Origin of the sequence: Pseudomonas nabeulensis, assembly GCF_004682045.1 — a bacterium.
GTDB classification, from domain to species: domain Bacteria; phylum Pseudomonadota; class Gammaproteobacteria; order Pseudomonadales; family Pseudomonadaceae; genus Aquipseudomonas; species Aquipseudomonas nabeulensis.
Genome location: NZ_QUZT01000032.1, coordinates 53,155 through 72,764 on the forward strand (window position 1 = coordinate 53,155; position 19,610 = coordinate 72,764).

Consider the following 19,610-nt stretch of genomic DNA (forward strand, 5'->3'; position numbering starts at 1 on the left):
GTAATGAAAGCATCGGATGCGGTAGCGTTGGTTCTTGCAAAGAACGGGGTTCTGTTCGGCTATGAGCTGATCGGAGGGATGATTACGCACCTAGTGGATAGCATCAATCTGCTAGGCAAAACTAGACTGGTTTCTGTTCATCATGAGCAAGCGGCCGCCTTTGCTGCGTCAGCGGTTGCGCGTGCGACGCATCACGAAATACTCGGCGTTGCCTTGGGCACCAGCGGACCGGGGGCGACCAACCTGATAACGGGCATTGCCGATTGCTGGCTTGACAGCCACCCCTGCCTATTCCTTACCGGACAAGTCAACACATACGAACTCAAAGGTGAGCGGAACATCCGCCAACAGGGTTTCCAAGAACTCGATAGCGTAGCATTGGTAAGCAGCATTACTAAATACGCATACCAAATCAAACACGTTGAAGAACTGCTTCCTTGCCTTCAGAAAGCCATCGACCTTGCACGGAGCGGACGCCCTGGCCCGGTATTGCTGGATATTCCGATGGATATACAGAGAGCAGAAGTTGACGATGCAGAAGTCCAGGCTCACCTTGCAATACATGATGAAAGGGGGGTGAATGAAATACACACTCCAGACATTGATGCAATCAGAACCCGATTAGCATCCGCTAGTCGGCCATTGGTCCTTATAGGCGGTGGCGCGGTAAACAGGCCTAGCTTTAAACAGTGGCTTGAGCAGCTCGAACAGTCAGGCATTCCATATGTGGCCAGCTTGAAAGGGGCTGAAAAGATCCCCGCACATGCAAATTACCTTGGAATGCTTGGCGCTTACGGCACTCGCGCTGCCAATTATGCTGTGCAGAATTGCGATTTTCTGTTGGTCCTCGGTAGCCGCATGGACGTTCGGCAGACAGGCGCAAAACCTGATGACTTTGCGCGTAAAGCAGAAATTATTCAGATCGACCTGATGGAGGGCCAGCTTAATAATCGAGTCCACGCACACAAGTCCTATGTGATGGAATTGAATGCTTTTTTCACCCAATTTCCACTTTCCAGCCTGTACAAAAACGCTACCTGGCCCGTTTGGGCTGCTGGACTAAGGGATCAGTTTGTACGCAGTTTCATAAATGAATATACAGACTGGTCTGTTAGCCCCTTCGTTATCTTCTCAACGCTAAACAAGCTGACCGATGGACATGCTGTCGATTACGTTGCTGATGTTGGTAATAATCAAATGTGGGCAGCACACACATTACGACTGAATCCAGGCCAGTCTATGCATCACTCGGGCGGCTTGGGAACAATGGGTTTTGCGATTCCAGCAGCCATAGGAGCTAACAATGCAGGTAAAAAACCCACTATTGTGATCACAGGGGACGGAGGTGCGCAGCTGAATATCCAAGAGTTAGATATAATTGCACGCGACAAACTGCCAGTTCTTATCATTGTGCTTAATAACTGCTCCCTAGGAATGGTCCGTGGCTTCCAGGAAATGTACTTCGAGGGTCGCAACTCCTCTACCTACTGGAACGGTTATAGCTCTCAATTCAAGGCCATTGGCGAAGCTTACGGCATTGAATCGACAGTTCTCAGTAATCACGACGACTTTGCAACAGAGATCATGAATTTTCTAAACTTCCCCTACCCGAAATTAGTAGAACTGATGATGCCTGATGCCCGTGAATGTCGACCCCGTCTTGAGTTCGGCCGCTCCATCGACGAACAATTACCAGAAATAAAGCGGACGTCGCGATAATGCACATTGCAATATTTGGCGCAAACAGCCAGATCGCAAAAGACTTGACTCACTCGCTTGCAACTACACAGGCGTGCAAATTGAGCCTTTTTGTGCGAGACAAGAGCAAACTGGACCTATCGAAACTTACAGCAAGGGCACAAAGTAAAATTGAGATTCTTGAATACTCCTTTTTTAATGAAAAAGCGCAGTACGATGCGATCATCAACTTTGTCGGTGTTGGCGACCCAGCACTGGCGTCAAAAATAGGCACATCCATTCTCGATATTACTTATGAGTATGACAAGCTTGCGCTTGATTACATACAATCGAACAGTACATGTCGATACATCTTTCTAAGTAGCGGCGCTGCCTACGGAGGCAGTTTTGATACACCTGTAAATAGCAAAAGCCAAACGAATTTTGACCTGAACAACCTGCAAAAAACAGACTGGTATGGTATTTCTAAATTTTATGCAGAAACCCGGCATAGGGCACGCCAGGATCTTAGCATCATTGATATTCGCGTCTTCAACTATTTTAGTGGCACGCAAGACCTAAGTACGCAATATTTCATCACAGATGCCATTCGCTCCATAAAGGAAAAGAGCAAACTAAAAACCTCACCCCTTAATATATACCGCGATTACATTACACCTACCGATTTTTACAGCCTAATTTTAGGCGCGCTTAACTCTACAAACCACCTTAATCTTGCAGTAGACTGTTACACAAAATCAGCGACTGATAAATTTTCAATTCTCAAGCACCTGCACAACCTATTCGACCTGCAGTTCGTTGTCGAGAATGAAACCTCTCACATTAACGCCACCGGCACAAAGCAATATTATTTTTCAGAAAACAGAATAGCCAAAACACTAGGCTACGAGCCGATCTTCGATTCTCTTGAAGGCCTGAGCTTTGAAATCGAGCGCTCCCAACTATTAAAATGAATATAAAAAAAATCTTCAACCATGACTTTCGAAATACTGCAGCCAATCAACTTTGGCGCCTACTTTCAGGCCCAGCATTACTAATACTAGTACCTATCTACCTACTACCTGAAGAGCAAGGCTACTGGTATACATTTATAAGTATGGCGGCGCTAGCAGTTTTCGCCGACATGGGATTCTCTGCAATCCTGTTGCTATTTGCTTCGCATGAGTTCGCTCACCTAAAGTTTAACGACCAAAAAAAAATATCCGGAGAACAGAAAAACCTTACAAGACTAGCCACTTTATTCTTATTTGCAATGAGATGGGCTACAGCAATGGCGCTAGTTGTTTTCCCCATCGTACTTATAATTGGTTACCTTGTTTTAAATGATAAAGCCTCATTATTAAACTGGCAATTCCCCTGGCTTATTTATGGGCTCGCATCAGTCGTTGTGTTTATTAACAGTATTGCGCTCTCCTTTATTGAGGGCTGCGATAACGTCGGTGACGTGCAGAAAATACGATTTCAGGTTAGCGTGATCAGCGTCGTCACTAGCGTTAGCCTACTAGTGCTCGGCTTTCATCTTTACGCACTGGCACTATCATTGCTCGCCGGAGCACTTACTGGCACAGCCCTCATTATTCACCACTACAACGCCATGCTCTACCAACTGTACAAACTCGCCAAACTAAACACCCATCCATGGCTCCAGGAAATCATGCCACTTATGTGGCGATTCGCATTAAGCTGGACAAGTGGTTATTTCGCACTTTCTATATTTACCCCCCTAACATTCAATTACTACGGGGCGGTACAGGCGGGACAAGTAGGATTCTCAATGGCCGTCTGCATGGCTATGTTCAGCATCTCGAATATTTGGATAACCATTATCACTCCCAAAATAAATATCTACGCCGCACAAACAAGAACAAAAGAATTAAATCACATATTCAGAAACGGTGTCTTTCTTGCGATTATTACTTACTTAACAGGCATGGCAGCACTATTCACTTTTGTTTACCTCATAAAAGACCAGATCTTCATTGACAATCGCCTATTACCAACCAGTGCACTCCTCGCAGTGAGCACAGGCTGGCTCATGCAATTAATCATCAACGCAATGGCGATATACATGAGGGCCCATAAAAAGGAACCGTTGGTCACAGTTTCGATAATAAACGGTATATATGTTGGAATTACTACATTTATCGCAGCAAAATACTTCCCCTTCGAATATCTATTTTCTGGTTTCACCAGTGTATATTTCCTCGTCACCCCATGGGTGTATTGGATTTTCAGATCATTCAAAAGGTCATTAGCATGAACTCCCAGCCCAACACAATATTATCCATTGCGTTACCTACTTACAATCGCGCCAACTTTCTTGAGCACTCATTGGCTGTACACATCCCTCTACTCAAACACCACAACATTCAAATATTCGTCTCTGACAATGCGTCAACAGATGAAACATCTCGCGTCGTAGAAAAATGGCAGCGTACATATCCTTTTTTGCACTATAAAAAAAACATGCAAAATCTCGGCCCCGACCTTAACTTTCAAAGTGCTCTAGAGCTTCCAGATACAGAATACACCTGGCTCCTTGGCGACACATCTAAAATTCGGGCGCACGATATTGAGACGGTCTTAAACACGCTCACCAAAAAAGAAAAATACGACGCACTCATCGTAAATCTACTGCACAAGGTCACTCTTCCAACGTGTGACTACCGTGATGCCAATCAACTTTTAGAAGACTTAGGCGGCCTAATGAGCTGCATGAGCTGTCTAATTTACAGCAAATCGATGATAAAAAGCGCAAACTTTTCTCTATACTATAATTCAAATTTTTTGCAAACTGGAATCCTGTTCGAATCCATTGCAAAACGTCCCTTTTTGGTTCATTGGATTCAACCAGTTTCAATAAACTCTCTTGAAAGAAAAGACCTATCAAAGAACAGCTGGGCCCACACCAGAAATATTTTTAAGATAGGGTTGGAGGGCTGGACAAATTTTGTACTTTCTCTTCCAACCAACTACTCGCTAAAGAGCAAACTTAAGGCTTGCACCAGTTTTGGCGAAGTGTCAGGTGCCTTTACCATTAAAGGCATGATTTCATTAAGATCCAGGGGCTTGTTAGACTACAAGACTTTCAGAGAGTACCAGGATATATTGAGCATTTCCCTTAATTACCCTGCATGGTTCGTCGCAGCAATTTCACTTACTCCACGACCCCTACTTAGTTTTTTGATAAACCTATATTTCATACGAAAAAAACACACTCCACCCGAATCAAATCATTAATAAAGCAGGCGCCCAACGCCCTAATACCCTAGCCAACCAGTGAGATAATGCGGTGTCATATCTTTTTAAGAAGATCAAGCAATACCACATTTTTATCATCCCAATCCTTCTGGGACGTTTTCTATTGATGTGGCGAGCATTTATTTACCTCAGATCCATTCCTGGATCCGGGTACCGCGCCTACCTCGGACGCGCTCCCAAGGTTTTTGGCATAGAGTACATCAAACTCGGTGACAACTTCAGGGTGGGCGACGGTCTTTGGCTACATGCGATCCCCCAATACAACGCCTTTGTTTATCAGCCTCATGTCGAAATTGGTGAAAATTTTTCTGCCAGTGACCACCTTCACATAGCCTGCTGCAACAAAGTCACTATTGGAAAAGATGTTCTGATCGGCAGTAAAGTACACATCACGGATCATGCACACGGCACCTACTCAGGGCAAAACCAGTCCACACCCTATGAAAGCCCTGTAGCGCGAAAACTCTCCAGTAGCGGCCCTGTAATGATTGGTGATAACGTATGGATAGGAGATAATGTTGTAGTACTCCCAAATACAATCATCGGGAGCGGGTCTATAATCGGCGCCAACAGCGTAGTTTCCAAAGACATCCCTAGTAATGTGATTGCAGTTGGCTGTCCGGCTAAAGCGATAAAAGTTTGGAGCAACGAAAACAGTGAATGGATCAACCTATGAAAATTTTAAAACATTGGCGATCTTGCGTATCCAAGGTATCACATGAATCGTAAGATAGCAGTTGGCACTGTCGTCTTTCATGCCGGAGAGGAGTTGTTACGCAGACTTGAAATGGCATCGGCGGAAGAGTTTGATGTTTATGTTTTTGACAACTCACCTGGAACCGAAAACGTACGAGAGTTGGCAAGGCGTATACCGCAGATCCATTACTTTACATGCGGGAAGAACCTTGGCCTAGCTATAGGCATCTCGACAATTTCTGCCAATGCTTATCATGCTGGACACAAAGCACTGTTATTCTTTGATCAAGATACAGGCTTCAACAATGAAACACTTTCATATGTTGAGCAAAAATACGCGGAGAATGTCATAGCGTATAAAAACTATAGTGCAATCGCATTTAAGTCTGAAGGCGACGCATCCGTACGCGACGTATCACTTCTGATAAACAGTGGCAGCCTCTATTTCCTTGAAAAACTCAACTCTCTTGCATGGCTTGATTGCACATACTTTGTTGACGGTGTGGATTATAAGCTGTGTCTAGACTCGCTCAATCAAGGGTACCGAGTTGGTGCTTGTGGCGCGACGCCTGGCTTTGATCATACGACAGAGCAAGCAGACGATCGTTACTATATAGCTGGCCGAACCTATTCAATGCGGGCATACTCACGACTCAGAATAAAAGATACGCTTTCATCCAGCCGGAAACTCATTTTTTCAGCTCTGAAGACTTATCGGTTCAGCTTTGCCGCTAATATCTTTAAGCTGTTGGCAATTTATTGCGCCACCCAGTTTTTTGTTAGATTGATAAATACACTAGGAATATTTAAACGTGACTGACGTACAAGGCACGACCGTCGAGCAATCAACCATTTTCACCGTGTGTAATTTGGCCTACCTGTCCAAAGCATTGGTACTAGCAGAGTCGCTGATAAAGTTTGGACAACAGAAACTAAAAATTTACATTTTCGATCGAAAAATAGAGATAGACCTTCCAAACGAACTAGCCGACTTCTACTGGGTAGAGGAGATAGGTCTCGAAAATGTTCTTCAATATGCCTTTAAATACGACATTGTCGAATTTAGCACCAGCCTCAAGCCATGGATTAGCTTAAATTTGCTAGCTCAGTATAATAAGGTTGTTTTTCTGGATCCTGACACCTGTGTATTCAACTCTCTAGAGGGTTTGTGGAATGAGCTTGATACTCATGACATCATCCTAACCCCCCATTACGTAAAACCTCACATTGATGGCGACATAGGAATGTTGCGCTTCGGCTCCTTCAATTTGGGGTTCTACGCAGTCTCGAACACTTCGGAAGCACACCGTTTTCTCCAATGGTGGAACGAGCGTTGCCTTGATCACTGTTACTTCGAAACCCAGTTCGGACTGTCAACCGATCAAAAGTGGGTAAGTATTGCCCCGTGTTTTTTCCCCACGCTGCACGTGTCTTTCAATCTAGGCTACAATGTTGCTTTTTGGAATAGTCACGAACGTGTATTGTCATCCGACGGCAGAGATGGGTATACCGTCAATGGTGAGTTCCCGCTAATATTCTTCCATTTCAGCTCATTTGATGAGAAAAACCCCGAACTTCTTAGCAAGCGAGCATTTGCCGGCAGAGAAGAGAAACGCCAGGACTTGCTAGAGGTTAGTCGTTACTATAAGGAACGACTGTCGTACTTCTCCTTCATACCGTCTAACACGCCCTACGCCTTTGACTATATGAACGATGGAAAGTATATATCGCCAACACTAAGACGCGCATATGCCAGTGTAATGGGGTCTATCCCAAACGGCCATGATCCATTTGCCACCGATGGTCCGGTTTACAAATTTGCTAAGAAGAACTACTTGTTCGAAACGGGTGGTCGATACAAGCCTGCCGGTTTTGAGGATGCACAATCTCACTCAGGAAAGCTCAAAGCAATAAACTCGCTTTTAAAGATAATCTTGTTCACAGTTGGCCCAAATAGGTTCATGAACATATCTAGACTTTTTGTCTATCTATCCAGCTTCAGACTAAACAAAAAGCTATGGAAGCTATAAATTGACATTTTACTTGCTCGGCTACCTGATTATTTTTTATATTGCCGCGCTGCGCCTCTTTGCACTCCGCAATGATTTGCCGCTGACATTAGCCCTATATATCCTTATCGGTATAGTCGGCGGCATTAGATTTGAGACAGGCATGGACTGGCCACAATATGCAGATTATTTTGATTCGATTTCAATCGAGCAAACACCTATCGAATCTTACCTAAGCAACAATTACAAACTTGCTTTTGAATTTGGCTACTTCATCTTAAATTATTTTATAAAGCTTTTAGGAGGCAGCATTTCGTTCGTCTTCCTAATAGCATCATTGTTCTGCGCACTATGCACCTACTTACTTTCCAGCACTTTTACGGGTAATAGAATATTTATATTTACAATATACGTCTCATACAACTTCATATACATGCACTTCTCAACGGTGCGCCAATCGATAGCGGCAGGATTATTTTTTCTAGGACTGTGGGCATATTTAAAACTATCAAATAATAAATTAATGCTTTTGCTTTTCGCATTGAGCGCCTGCTTTCAAATCTCATCTCTACTTTATATTTTCATATTCTTTTGCTCGTTTCTTTTTCGCAATATCTACAGATGTATTTTTTTCTGGACATTAGGAACAAGCCTGCTATTTGCCTCAATTCATATGGGTTCAAGCCTATACAAACTACTGTCATCAGTACTTCCCACACCCTTTGCATCGAAGCTTATGGAGTATGAAACGTGGGATTATACCCTCAGCATCAGGACCTACTTATTCGGACTATATATTGCAGGCTGCGCCCTGAACCTCGGCTGGCTTGCTGCTAAGAAAAAGAAGCATAATGTGGACGGCATTGTCCAAGGCAAGGAAGAATTCGCCTTAAAGATTGCCACAACCTCACTAATGTTATCGGCGACACTTATACTACTATTCCCCAATAACTTTGCTTTATGGACACGTGTATTCAATGTTGCTTCAGTACTATTCGCCTGCGCGCTATCAACTTTTTACTACTCAACGCCGAAAAAATACAAGCTGATATTTATAGCACATACAGTGGTTGCGGCTATTTCTTTTGTCGCCTCTTTATACGCGGCTCAAGAGGCGATGGTTCCTTATAAGACCGTATGGTGAAGTGCGGCATTAGAGGATAATCGTTCCAGCTGTTCATGGATCACTCAGCCCTCGTGATGTCTGAGTGTGCATCCAGTCGACGATTTCGCCTTCTGGACTGTAGCCACTTACAGCTCCCTTTAGCAACTGTCTAACGAGCACGTAATTACCATCATCAACAGCCGCCAACAAGTTTTGTAGTTTTACCTTAAGAAGCTCCCACGAGATAAACTCTTCAGTTGCGCTCATGATCATTGGATGGCGAGTAGCTGCTACGCTGTCACCAATCAAAAGTTCCTCATATAGCTTTTCTCCCGGGCGCAAACCGCTGAAGTTAATAAGTATGTCCCCATGGGGATTCTTGTCCGAGCGGATGCTCAAGCCGGAAAGATGAACCATCTTCTCCGCCAACTCTACTATCCTCACGGGTTCGCCCATATCGAGTACAAACACGTCGCCTCCCTGCCCCATCGACCCTGCCTGGATGACCAATTGGGCAGCTTCAGGAATGGTCATAAAGTAACGTGTAATTTTTGGATGGGTCACCGTCAAGGGACCGCCCGCCTGAATCTGCTTATGGAACAACGGAATAACTGATCCTGAAGACCCCAGCACATTGCCAAAGCGAACCATCGTAAAACGGGTTTTATTTACACGGGATACGTTTGATGAGTCACCAAACAAAACGGGCGCCAACTCCCGACTCAAGCCCTGCAAAACTAGCTCGGCCAGCCGTTTGGTACTCCCCATCACGTTGGTTGGGCGTACCGCTTTATCAGTTGAAATAAGCACGAAGTTCTCGACGCCTGCCTGCAATGCTGCCTGCGCAGTATTGAGAGTGCCGATGACGTTATTGAGGATCCCTTCGGCAATATTGTGCTCCACCATGGGAACATGTTTGTACGCAGCGGCGTGATAGACCGTATCAACTGACCAAGTCTTCATGACCTCCAACAACTGATCCTGTTGGCGTACCGAACCAAGAATGGGCAGAAGATTTACACCCAAGGCCTCTAACTGAATACGCTGCTCAAGCTCAGACAAGATGCAATAGAGGTTGTATTCAGCGTGGTCAAATAACAGTAAGTGAGTCGGCTCAAGCGTCAATATTTGACGGCATAGCTCCGAACCGATCGAACCGCCCGCACCAGTCACCAACACCACACGATTTTTGATGCATCGCTCCAGAAGTTCATCCTGCGCGGGTACAGGATCCCTGCCCAAGAGATCTGCGATATCTACTTCCTGAATGTCATCGACTTTCACCCGGCCGCTGGCTAAATCCATGAATCCGGGAACGCTGCGTACATGCAGTGGGTAGCCTTCCAAATACCCAAGTATTTCCCTGCGCCGGGCGCGGGTTGAAGAGGGAATCGCCAACAGCAACTGCTCAGCACCAGTTTCATTGATCATTCGCTGGATGTGTTTTGGCTTATATACTTGCAGTCCTGAGATAACTCGATCTGCGATAGTACTGTCATCATCAATAAAGGCTACAGGACGCATCAGTCTGCCAATACGCAAAGCCGCTACCAACTGATTGCCCGCCGCCCCAGCGCCATAAATGACAACCTTAGGCAATCCATCATCACGATTTGTAAAGGGTACGTGTTGCGCAGCGGCGAACCAATCACCCAGAAAATACTGACGCATGGCTAAGCGCAGACCGCCAAGAATGACCATACTCAGCCACCAATAATTGAAGACGACTGAGCGCGGAACCACTGTTTGATGATTACTGTAAAGGTAAACCACCAACGCCAACACTAATGAAGAAAGGCTCACCGCTTTGACAATGGCAATGAGCGCATCACTACCAAAGTAACGCATCACCGCACGGTACATGCCAAAATTAATAAAAAGAGGGATGGCTATCACGGGAGCACAGAGAAACAACCACAGATGGACCACAAACGGGTTGTTAAGATCATCAAATCCCAGCCGCACTACAAACGCCAACCAGAGTGCAACCCAGACAAGAACGATGTCGGTGACGACTTGTAAGAAGCGTTTTTTCCTACGTGGTAGGCCAACCAAACGGCTGCGTAAATTACCCATAAACTCTCTTTACACTCCTGTCCTTAGTACCGTTAACAGCATTCATCTGTACGCATCACAGCTTCTTCATACAATATCGTCACTTCGTTATCCGATTTTTTCCAACTCACCTGCACGAAACTTTATGGCCAGAAACACCAACGGACTATAAGCCAAGATTAAACCAAGCAACCCATCCAAACCGAATCCGACAAAGATACTGATCGGCAAAAGCCAAAATAAATTGATCGCTGCGACCCCTAAGGTAACCGGAAGATGGCGGCCCGCTCTGCGTGATGCATACTGGTATGCATGACTGCGATGAGCCTCGTATATCTTGTCACCGCGCAACAGGCGCCGACCGAGCGTGAAGGTCGCATCGACAATAAATACACCCAACATGATCAACCAGACCCATAGCAACTCACTGGCTACCCATGCGGCTTGCAAGGAAAGCACACCAATCACAATACCAAGAAAACCGCTACCAGCATCCCCCATGAAAATACGTGCGGGTGGGAAATTCCAATACAGAAAGCCAAGAACGGCTATGGCCAGTAGTAAAGGGGCTTGGATCAACTCAACATGCCCGGTCAACCAATACACTAAGACAGCACCAAGGCACGCACAAATCGCCTCAACGCTGGCAATACCGTCGATACCATCCATGAAATTATAAAGATTGAGTATCCAAACCAGATACATAGCCGCAAGCAAACTTCCGATCCAACCCAGGCTCAGTTCATGCCCCGCGAAGTTGAGAACGGGCAATCCGCCCATCCAAAAAAGCGCCCATCCCGCGGCTGAAAAATGCGCTAGTAAGCGCCAACGCGCAGCGATGTGCCCATGATCATCAAGAAAACCAACCAGCGCAACCAAAGCGCCACTACCCAGTAATGGCAACGCTGAGGTCCAACTGATCGTCGCGCCTGATGCCATCAAACCCAAGGTAGCCAGGTAAGTGAGGACTACCGCCACTCCACCGCCGCGCGGTGTGGGCACCGAATGCGAGCTACGGCCATTGGGTATATCCATCAAACTACGCGCTAGGGCATATCGGCGTAATGCCCACGTCAACAGAAGCGATACGATTAGAACTGCAGTGAATAGCAACCAGGTGGTCATGTAAGATTCAGTTCCTGAAACGCTATTAGATTAGGAAAGGCCAAGCATTTACCCCTAGTCCGATGCAAGCCGATAAAACTATTCGAAGGCTGCCTGACTGCTCGCCACCTCATCACTTTTCAACGCAACGAAAGTGCTGAGCGGCCTTCGACAGGGCCTGGTCAACACTGACAGGCGCAGCCCAGCCCAAAAGCGTCTGGGTTTTACTTATATCCACCTGTAGCGAACCGCATAGACGCTGGGACAGCGCTTTGCGATGCAGTAACGATGCACCAAACTCCAGGACCCATACAGGAATGGGCAGCAAGCGTGCCGGAACACCCAACGCCAAGCCCATTCTACGCAACAACTGAGTGGTGGAAAGATCCTCTCCATCGCTGACCAGAAAGATCTCATTCGCCGCAGATGGATGCGCAACGCAAGTCAGAATCAGATCCACAAGGTTATCCAGCGCAACCAGACTGCGCTGATTGTGAATAGCTCCGAAAGGCAAAGGGACCCCCTTGCTCAACCAACTCATCATATTAAGGAAGTTGGCCTTCACTCCGGGACCGTACACCAGGGTTGGTCTAATAATGACGACTTCCATCCCCGTCTGAGTGGCCAACAATTGTAAGGCCTGTTCAGCCTCCATCTTCGAAATTCCGTAAGGGTCCGCAGGAGCAGGTTCAGCGTCAGCTGTATAGGGCGCACCCAAAGCCGTACCTTCGCCATTAACCTTTATCGAGCTCACAAATACAAATCGCTCAGCTCCGGCCATTGCGGCCTGCTTGGCAAGCTGCAGCGTGCCCTCAACATTGACTTTACGAAACTCGCTTAAAGGGTCTGCGCAAGTATCGTTCATCACGTGTACGCGTGCCGCACAGTGAATGACTATTGCACAACCAATAACCGCCTCGCTCCAATCGGTCACTGCGTCAATCGAGCTAACCTGCACCATTCGCGTGCGCTCCGGCACCTCAGGCCAAGCCTTACGCACTGCAATAACGGTTTCGAACTGAGAGTCCTGTTGCAATCTTTCAAGTACAGCGCCTCCAACAAATCCCGAGGCGCCGGTCAACAATATTTTTTTCATCGATGATCCCTGCGCCGCACGGTGGCCTTTTTGAAAAGTATCTCAAGTCGGCAAAATAAGGTCTCTTTGGAAAAGTGTTCTAGATAGTAACTTCTGCCAGCTTTCCCCATTTTCTCAAGGTCTTCCGCAGATAACTCTCCCATCCTACGTACAATATCCGCCAACCCTTTTGCGTCGCCTGAGCCACACGCCATACCTGCGCCGGACTCGACAACGACGCTAGCGGCCTCACCATCGATCATGGCGATGATCGGTTTACCCGAGGCCAGATAGGCCTGAACTTTACCTGGAATGGTCTTTTCAAAAACCTCATTAGTCTTTAGCGAGACCAGTAAGGCGTCAGCGACGGCGAACAGGGCCGGCATCTTTTCTAAAGGATGCCGCCCCAACAAAAGAACATTATCCATCCGATGTTCCTTTACGTGTTTACTCAACCATTCACTAGCCCGACCATCCCCTACTATCACCCAGCGAACGGGTAAATCAGCCTTGATCGAATTGGCTGCACTTAGGATTGCCGGAAAGTCCTGAGCCTCACCTAGGTTCCCCGCAAACAGGATGGTGAACACCGATTCATCACGCTGGAGCAGATCAGAAGCGACTGTCGTCTCACCGGTAAAGTCATCCTCTGCCCAACTAGGAAAGTACACCAGCCGGTCGCTCGAAATCGATCGGGTACAATACCTTTTGACATTTTCGTCAAATGATCGTGACTGCAACAACAGGTAGTCGGCCCGGTTATAAATCCAGGAAACCACCTTACCAACCACGCCGAGCACCCTAGGACTCTTGATGATTCCGACAGCACTCAAGGTCTCAGGCCACAAATCAAGAACCCAGATAAATACAGGTGTTTTTTTCAAACGCCCAAGGATGAGTGCGGGAATGGCCGCCATAATCGGGGAGACGGCGTATACAAAGATTGAATCGAACGACTGGCCTCGCAGTTTATAGCTACCGATAGTAGAGGCGCTGGTGAAAAACGAAAGATAGTTCAAAGCCAGCGTGATGCTGCGCTTGCCCCGAGCCAGCATCGGCACCCGGATGACGCGAGCGCCGTGATAGCTTGAGAACTCCTTCGGCTCGCGTCGAAATTCAGCATAAACCGCTCCTTCCGGATAATTTGGCAACCCCGTGAGTACTGTAACCTCATGGCCCTTGGCTACAAAACCTTCAACCAAGTTGTTGATGCGCATGTTTTCCGGCCAAAAGTACTGGCTGACCACCAGAATTTTGAGTGGTTTTTCCTGAGCTACCGTATTCAATCAGTATTGCTTCCATACAGTGCGCATGACGTAGTCACGATAGCTGTGAATGATCCTCACGACCTTTTCGGCAACATTTGGCATGCTGTAATCCGCTACGAGACGTAGCGTACGCCCTTCGCCTATCGTCTGACTTTCCAACAATTGCAGTCCTTGCATGACGCGCTCGACATCAAGACCAACCATCATGACTGCTGCTTCCTCCATGCCCTCCGGACGCTCGTGAGCTTCACGCATGTTTAGCGCAGGGAAATTCAGAATCGACGACTCTTCGTTGATAGTCCCGCTGTCCGATAGTACAGCTTTAGAGGTCAGCTGAAGTTTATTGTAATCCTTAAAACCCAGCGGCTTGAGCAGTTTTACATTGTTGTGAAAGGTCACACCCATAGCATCTACGCGCTTTTGAGTGCGTGGGTGAGTAGTCACAATCACAGGCAGATCATAGTGAGCTGCTACTGAATTCAATACGTCAACGAGTTTAAGGAAGTTCCTGTCAGAATCGATGTTTTCCTCTCGATGGGCACTCACGACAAAAAACTTTCTAGCCTCCAATCCAAGGCGTTCCAGCACGTTCGACGCTTCAATGCCATCCCTGTAATAACTGAGCACTTCAAACATCGGGCTACCTGTTTTGATCACCCGATCTGGTGGCAAACCTTCACGCAGCAAATAGTCACGCGCGATACTGCTATAAGTCAGGTTGATGTCTGCGGTGTGGTCGACAATGCGACGATTGATTTCTTCCGGTACGCGCATATCAAAGCAGCGGTTACCAGCCTCCATATGAAAGGCAGGAATTTTGCGGCGCTTAGCCGGAATAACGGACATACAGCTGTTCGTATCACCAAGCACCAACAGCGCCTCTGGCTTTTCCTCTTCAAGTACACGATCCACAGCGATGATCACGTTGCCAATTGTTTGCGCCCCATTGATGCCTGCAGCGTTGAGAAAATGGTCTGGCTTTCGGATACCAAGATCCGTAAAGAAAATCTCGTTCAGCTCGTAGTCATAGTTCTGCCCGGTATGCACCAGAACATGTTCACAGTGTTTATCTAACGCAGCCATGACCCGCGACAAACGGATGATTTCCGGACGAGTGCCTACAACGGTGACAACTTTCAATTTTTTCATATAAACACTCTCTCCAGAATCATAAACACACAACTCATTAGACTTAAAATTGAAATATATATTCCTATGCCAGACTCAAGTTGAAATCGGCATCGTAAAAGTGTCCGGTCGCTCCCGATCAAAAATTTCGTTAGCCCACAGCATCACGATCATCTCGTCCTCACCCACATTGGTAACATCGTGAGTCCAACCTGGTACCGTCTCGACTATTCGAGGTTCCTCACCCTGAGTGAACAACTCGTAAAACTCACCGGATACGATATGGCGAAACCGGAAGCAGGCATTACCTTTGATTACCAAAAACTTCTCGGTTTTGCTGTGATGGTAATGCCCGCCGCGCGTGATACCCGGATGGGCGGTAAAGTAAGAAAACTGCCCGCAGTTCTTAGTTTTCAACATTTCAACAAATACACCACGAGGATCGCCGTACTTCGGAACTTCATAAGTGAACTGCTCGACAGGCAGATAACTAACATAGGTCGAATAAAGCGCGCGAACCAATCCTACACCCACACCCTCACTAATCAACGTTACACGACTGTCGTGGAAGGCATGTAACTGATCAGCCAACTCGCCAACGGTGATGTGATACACGGGCCCCACATGGGCAGTCGCGTCGATGGAGGACCCGCCATCCATCACCCCCATAAAGAAATCAATAACATCATCAATGTAGACCAGACTAACTTCAGCTTGCCGATCATTAATCTGAATCGGTAACCCACGGGTAATATTGTGACAAAACGTGGCTACAGCTGAGTTGTACTCTGGCCGCGCCCACTTACCAAATACATTCGGCAAACGAAGAATGCAAACTTTAGAGCCATGGCTCTCGCGCAGGTTTTCTAATAGCTGTTCAGCCGCCCGCTTACTGACACCATAGGGATTATTGCGGCCAGCTTGGATTGAAGAGGTGTACAATACTGATATTGGCTTACCACTCGTCTTGATTGCCTCGCAAAGGGCGGACGTCAGATCCGTATTTCCAAGCTTGAACTCATCAACAGATTGCGGCCGGTTAACCCCGGCCAAGTGAAAAACAAAGTCAGTATCCGCCACCATTGAGGCCAATTGTGTGACGTTGTTTTCCTTGGTGAATGGTACAACCTCGACATCTTTTCGCTCATTCAAGTGCGCAATAAGATTCTTGGCCACAAAACCGTTGGCACCGGTGATCAATACCTTCATGACTCATTCCTCCGGCGTAGCATGCTCGCCACGCTGGATAGCCTGCATAAAATCAAGCTTGAGCAAAAGCCGCTGCATGCCAGCCACATCCAACCTTTCAGTATTATGGGAATTGTAATCTTCGGTACGAGAAATTTTCTCTTCTCCAAGCTCCACGAACTTGGAGTAGTTTAGGTCGCGCAGATCGGGAGGAACCCGATAGTAGTCACCCTTGTCTTCCGCGCACGCCATTTCCTCACGACTAAGGAGCGCCTCAAATAGTTTCTCGCCATGACGAGTACCGATAATCTGAATAGGGTGCTCCGGCTTACCAATCATGGATGTCAACGCTTTGGCCAAAGTCTCGACCGTCGCCGCCGGCGCTTTTTGTACGAAGAGGTCACCATTTCGCCCATGCTCGAATGCGTAAAGCACCAAGTCAACCGCATCTGCGAGCGTCATCATAAATCGTGTCATATTTGGATCGGTCAACGTCAACGCCTGATCCGCTCGAATCTGCTCGATAAATAATGGAATAACAGAACCGCGAGAAGCCATGACGTTACCGTAGCGAGTACCGCAGATTACGGTTTTTTCGTCATCCACATTCCGGGACTTGGCAACCATTACCTTTTCCATCATAGCCTTGGATATCCCCATGGCATTGATAGGGTAGACGGCCTTGTCGGTGCTCAGGCATACCACACGTTTCACCGTGTTTTGGATTGCGGCCTCGAGAACATTTTCGGTGCCGATGACATTTGTCTTGACCGCTTCCATTGGGTGAAACTCACATGAGGGAACCTGTTTGAGCGCTGCCGCATGAAAAATGTAATCTACCCCTCGGGTCGCGTTAAGGACACTCTGATAGTCACGCACATCACCAATATAGAACTTCAGTTTGGGGTTGACGTAACGCTTGCGCATATCATCTTGCTTCTTCTCATCTCGACTGAAGATGCGAATTTCTGCAATGTCACTGTCAAGGAAGCGTTTAAGAACCGCATTACCGAAAGAGCCAGTACCGCCGGTGATCAGAAGTGTTTTTCCACTAAACATATTAGGTCCTTGAGCAACCCGCACAGCACGACAAGCTTTTAGCCGGCCACTCATCTCAAACCTACTACCCAACACAGCCCGCCCCCGGCACTAGATCAGTGGTAGAGACACTCAACAACGTCGAAACTGGCTGGTATGCAGGCTGAGAATCAGCTTTGTGTGGTGCAGTTAAAGATAAAGGGGTTGAAATTGATCACTATTTTAAGCGCTGCATCCTCAAAGTCAAAAGCGATCATGAAGTAAGCGTCTGTGCATCACATCTTGCACAGCCAAAATTGGTTGTCATCGATACGGCACAAAACACTCAGCATCTTCGCCCAAGGTATCGAAAGCCGAGGACGACATCGTTGAGAGGAATACGGATCATGCCCATTCATCCTCGCCGATAGATCAGACTCATGATCGCCTTAGCAGGTTTGCCACCGCGAAGCGACCTGAAAAACAAATAGCTAGGTCGTCCGAGCGCCCATGACCCGGCCTGATTTCCCACCAGATTGTTGTCGATGAGTACAGCCTCGCCTTCCAAATAGTGCATCAGCATTGCCCAGCACCTAAGGTTTTTACAAGACCTTGATCGCTATGATCCGTTGAGTACAAGATTGCAGTGAGCCCGCATCCACTCTCGCAGTACTTTCGACAACGGTCACACGCCTCCCTCATCACTCACCTCTTGCGCCTGACGTTCAAATGTAAACGAATGACAGAAAACAGTCCTCACCCACCTGCCGACACAACGCGCGGCTGAGACTGAGGATGGTCTCGTATCGCTGACAACCAGCCTAACTGCGTAAGATATGACACTCGGGCGCTTACAAATGGAGTGCCTTGGCTACAAGCCTACTTAATAATTTCGAATAAGCGCAGCAGACTTCTCGACAGAAATTTCTTCAAGGGCAGAGTTCTCCACCGCCACATGGACATTATCGGTTCGTAACCGGGCTCGAGACCCCATAAAGGAATGACGGATCAACACAGCAAGTACGCCCAGCATTGCCCCGAGCATAACGGCAAGCAATACAATCAATGTTCGCCTCGGAGCAATGGGTGCCAAAGGTTCCAATGCGCTTTGATCAATGGCAACCAACTTTATGCTTCTCATATCAATATTCAAATTGCGCAATCGCGAAATTTCCGCCCGCAGCGGCTCAACACCCGCCAAAAACAAATCCTCATTTTCGCGACTATTAAGCACTTCAACTTCACGATTGGATTCCAGCAGCAAGAGTTCTTTGGCAATCTGAGCAATACGCCCATCAGTAAAGTCGTCTGATTTACGCTGCTGTAGAGCCGCACGCTCAGCTTCAAGTGCGTCCACACCCATAAAATACAGGGGGACTTGCTGATTATTGATCTCAGTACGCATGACGCTCGAAGAACCAGGTCGATCCGCCTCCCCCAAAGAAGACGGTGTCGTCGGTTTTCTAATACCTAAACTCCTAGCTATCCCAATCGACTCATTCAACTGAGCCAGTCGATCGGTACGCTGTATTTTTAACTGAGCACGCAGTGCTTTTAGTTCATCGCGTAATTGTGCTCGGCGAAGAGTATCCGCCTCCTCTAGAGAGGCAATTTTGGCTTCTTTCTGAACATTGTAAGCGGCCCGAGCAGTCTCAAGCTTCCCTTTAAGCTCGCCCAATCTATTATTTAAAATAACGCCAATATCAGCGGAGATTTCATTGCGCTCGAAGGCTATAGCGTATTCAATGAAACCGTTAAGAATTTTGACACCATCGACACCCTGCGGGTAACTCATCTCCAACTTAATATAAGTACTTAGTGAGTCTGTTTTTTTGGAGTCGGGCAAAATCAAATTGATAGAATTTCGATTGAACGCTTCGAAACTCTGCTCCAGTGTTCTCCCGGGCTGCGCAAACTCTTTGAATAGTTTTTGGTTAGCTCGAAAAAAACCCAGACGCGCGTCGTACGACTCCAGAGTCGCGCCAACCTTTTTGAGTGCTTCACTA

The 19,610-nt window shown here is 47.1% G+C and carries 16 protein-coding genes and 1 pseudogene; 8 read left to right on the top strand and 9 right to left on the bottom strand.

Annotated elements, in window-relative coordinates; translation table 11 throughout:
• Positions 1-3: 3 nt before the first annotated feature.
• From DYL61_RS17615 to DYL61_RS17650, 8 genes are read left to right on the top strand one after another with little or no spacing between them, the layout of a single operon-like run.
• The gene (locus tag DYL61_RS17615) at positions 4-1,719 is read left to right on the top strand and encodes a thiamine pyrophosphate-binding protein (RefSeq protein WP_135309381.1); all 1,716 of its coding nucleotides are present in this window, start codon (positions 4-6) and stop codon (positions 1,717-1,719) included.
• Entirely contained in the window at positions 1,719-2,651 is a 933-nt protein-coding gene (locus DYL61_RS17620) for an NAD-dependent epimerase/dehydratase family protein (protein WP_135309382.1), read from the top strand. The genes DYL61_RS17615 and DYL61_RS17620 overlap by 1 nt, the downstream gene beginning before the upstream one ends.
• Positions 2,648-3,958 (top strand): hypothetical protein, encoded by a 1,311-nt coding sequence (locus tag DYL61_RS17625; RefSeq protein ID WP_135309383.1) that lies wholly within the window; start codon positions 2,648-2,650, stop codon positions 3,956-3,958. The genes DYL61_RS17620 and DYL61_RS17625 overlap by 4 nt, the downstream gene beginning before the upstream one ends.
• Positions 3,955-4,938: a glycosyltransferase family 2 protein gene (locus DYL61_RS17630; protein WP_135309384.1), complete on the top strand. Its 984-nt coding sequence runs from the start codon at positions 3,955-3,957 to the stop codon at positions 4,936-4,938. The genes DYL61_RS17625 and DYL61_RS17630 overlap by 4 nt, the downstream gene beginning before the upstream one ends.
• A 52-nt stretch (positions 4,939-4,990) precedes the next feature.
• A complete protein-coding gene (locus DYL61_RS17635) occupies positions 4,991-5,635 on the top strand; it encodes a DapH/DapD/GlmU-related protein (protein WP_135309385.1) in 645 nt (214 codons plus the stop codon).
• Between the two features lie 42 nt (positions 5,636-5,677).
• The gene (locus DYL61_RS17640) at positions 5,678-6,475 is read left to right on the top strand and encodes a glycosyltransferase (protein ID WP_135309386.1); all 798 of its coding nucleotides are present in this window, start codon (positions 5,678-5,680) and stop codon (positions 6,473-6,475) included.
• Positions 6,468-7,685 (top strand): glycosyltransferase, encoded by a 1,218-nt coding sequence (locus DYL61_RS17645; protein ID WP_135309387.1) that lies wholly within the window; start codon positions 6,468-6,470, stop codon positions 7,683-7,685. Before DYL61_RS17640 ends, DYL61_RS17645 begins: the two co-directional genes overlap by 8 nt.
• A 1-nt stretch (position 7,686) precedes the next feature.
• Complete coding sequence (locus DYL61_RS17650; protein ID WP_135309388.1) at positions 7,687-8,808, top strand: EpsG family protein; 1,122 nt, start codon at positions 7,687-7,689, stop codon at positions 8,806-8,808.
• Positions 8,809-8,841: 33 nt separating this feature from the next.
• On the opposite strand, the gene DYL61_RS17655 is transcribed toward DYL61_RS17650, so the two are convergent.
• From DYL61_RS17655 to DYL61_RS17695, 9 genes and pseudogenes are all read right to left on the bottom strand, one after another.
• Positions 8,842-10,845, bottom strand: coding sequence for a polysaccharide biosynthesis protein (locus tag DYL61_RS17655; protein ID WP_135309389.1), 2,004 nt, complete (start codon positions 10,843-10,845; stop codon positions 8,842-8,844).
• Positions 10,846-10,932: 87 nt separating this feature from the next.
• Positions 10,933-11,949: an MraY family glycosyltransferase gene (locus DYL61_RS17660; RefSeq protein WP_135309390.1), complete on the bottom strand. Its 1,017-nt coding sequence runs from the start codon at positions 11,947-11,949 to the stop codon at positions 10,933-10,935.
• Positions 11,950-12,061: 112 nt separating this feature from the next.
• The gene (locus tag DYL61_RS17665) at positions 12,062-13,024 is read right to left on the bottom strand and encodes a UDP-glucose 4-epimerase family protein (protein WP_135309391.1); all 963 of its coding nucleotides are present in this window, start codon (positions 13,022-13,024) and stop codon (positions 12,062-12,064) included.
• Positions 13,021-14,220 (bottom strand): glycosyltransferase family 4 protein, encoded by a 1,200-nt coding sequence (locus DYL61_RS17670; RefSeq protein ID WP_135309398.1) that lies wholly within the window; start codon positions 14,218-14,220, stop codon positions 13,021-13,023. Before DYL61_RS17670 ends, DYL61_RS17665 begins: the two co-directional genes overlap by 4 nt.
• Positions 14,221-14,289: 69 nt before the next feature.
• Entirely contained in the window at positions 14,290-15,420 is a 1,131-nt protein-coding gene (wecB, locus tag DYL61_RS17675) for a non-hydrolyzing UDP-N-acetylglucosamine 2-epimerase (RefSeq protein ID WP_135309392.1), read from the bottom strand.
• Between the two features lie 75 nt (positions 15,421-15,495).
• Positions 15,496-16,608: a UDP-2-acetamido-2,6-beta-L-arabino-hexul-4-ose reductase gene (wbjC, locus tag DYL61_RS17680; protein WP_135309393.1), complete on the bottom strand. Its 1,113-nt coding sequence runs from the start codon at positions 16,606-16,608 to the stop codon at positions 15,496-15,498.
• 3 nt (positions 16,609-16,611) lie between these two features.
• Entirely contained in the window at positions 16,612-17,646 is a 1,035-nt protein-coding gene (locus tag DYL61_RS17685) for a polysaccharide biosynthesis protein (RefSeq protein ID WP_135309394.1), read from the bottom strand.
• Between the two features lie 373 nt (positions 17,647-18,019).
• Positions 18,020-18,190, bottom strand: a pseudogene (locus DYL61_RS31910) (IS66 family transposase); the annotation flags it as partial.
• A gap of 297 nt (positions 18,191-18,487) precedes the next feature.
• On the bottom strand, positions 18,488-19,610 hold a 1,123-nt coding region (locus tag DYL61_RS17695; RefSeq protein WP_135309396.1), incomplete at its 5' end, for a GNVR domain-containing protein.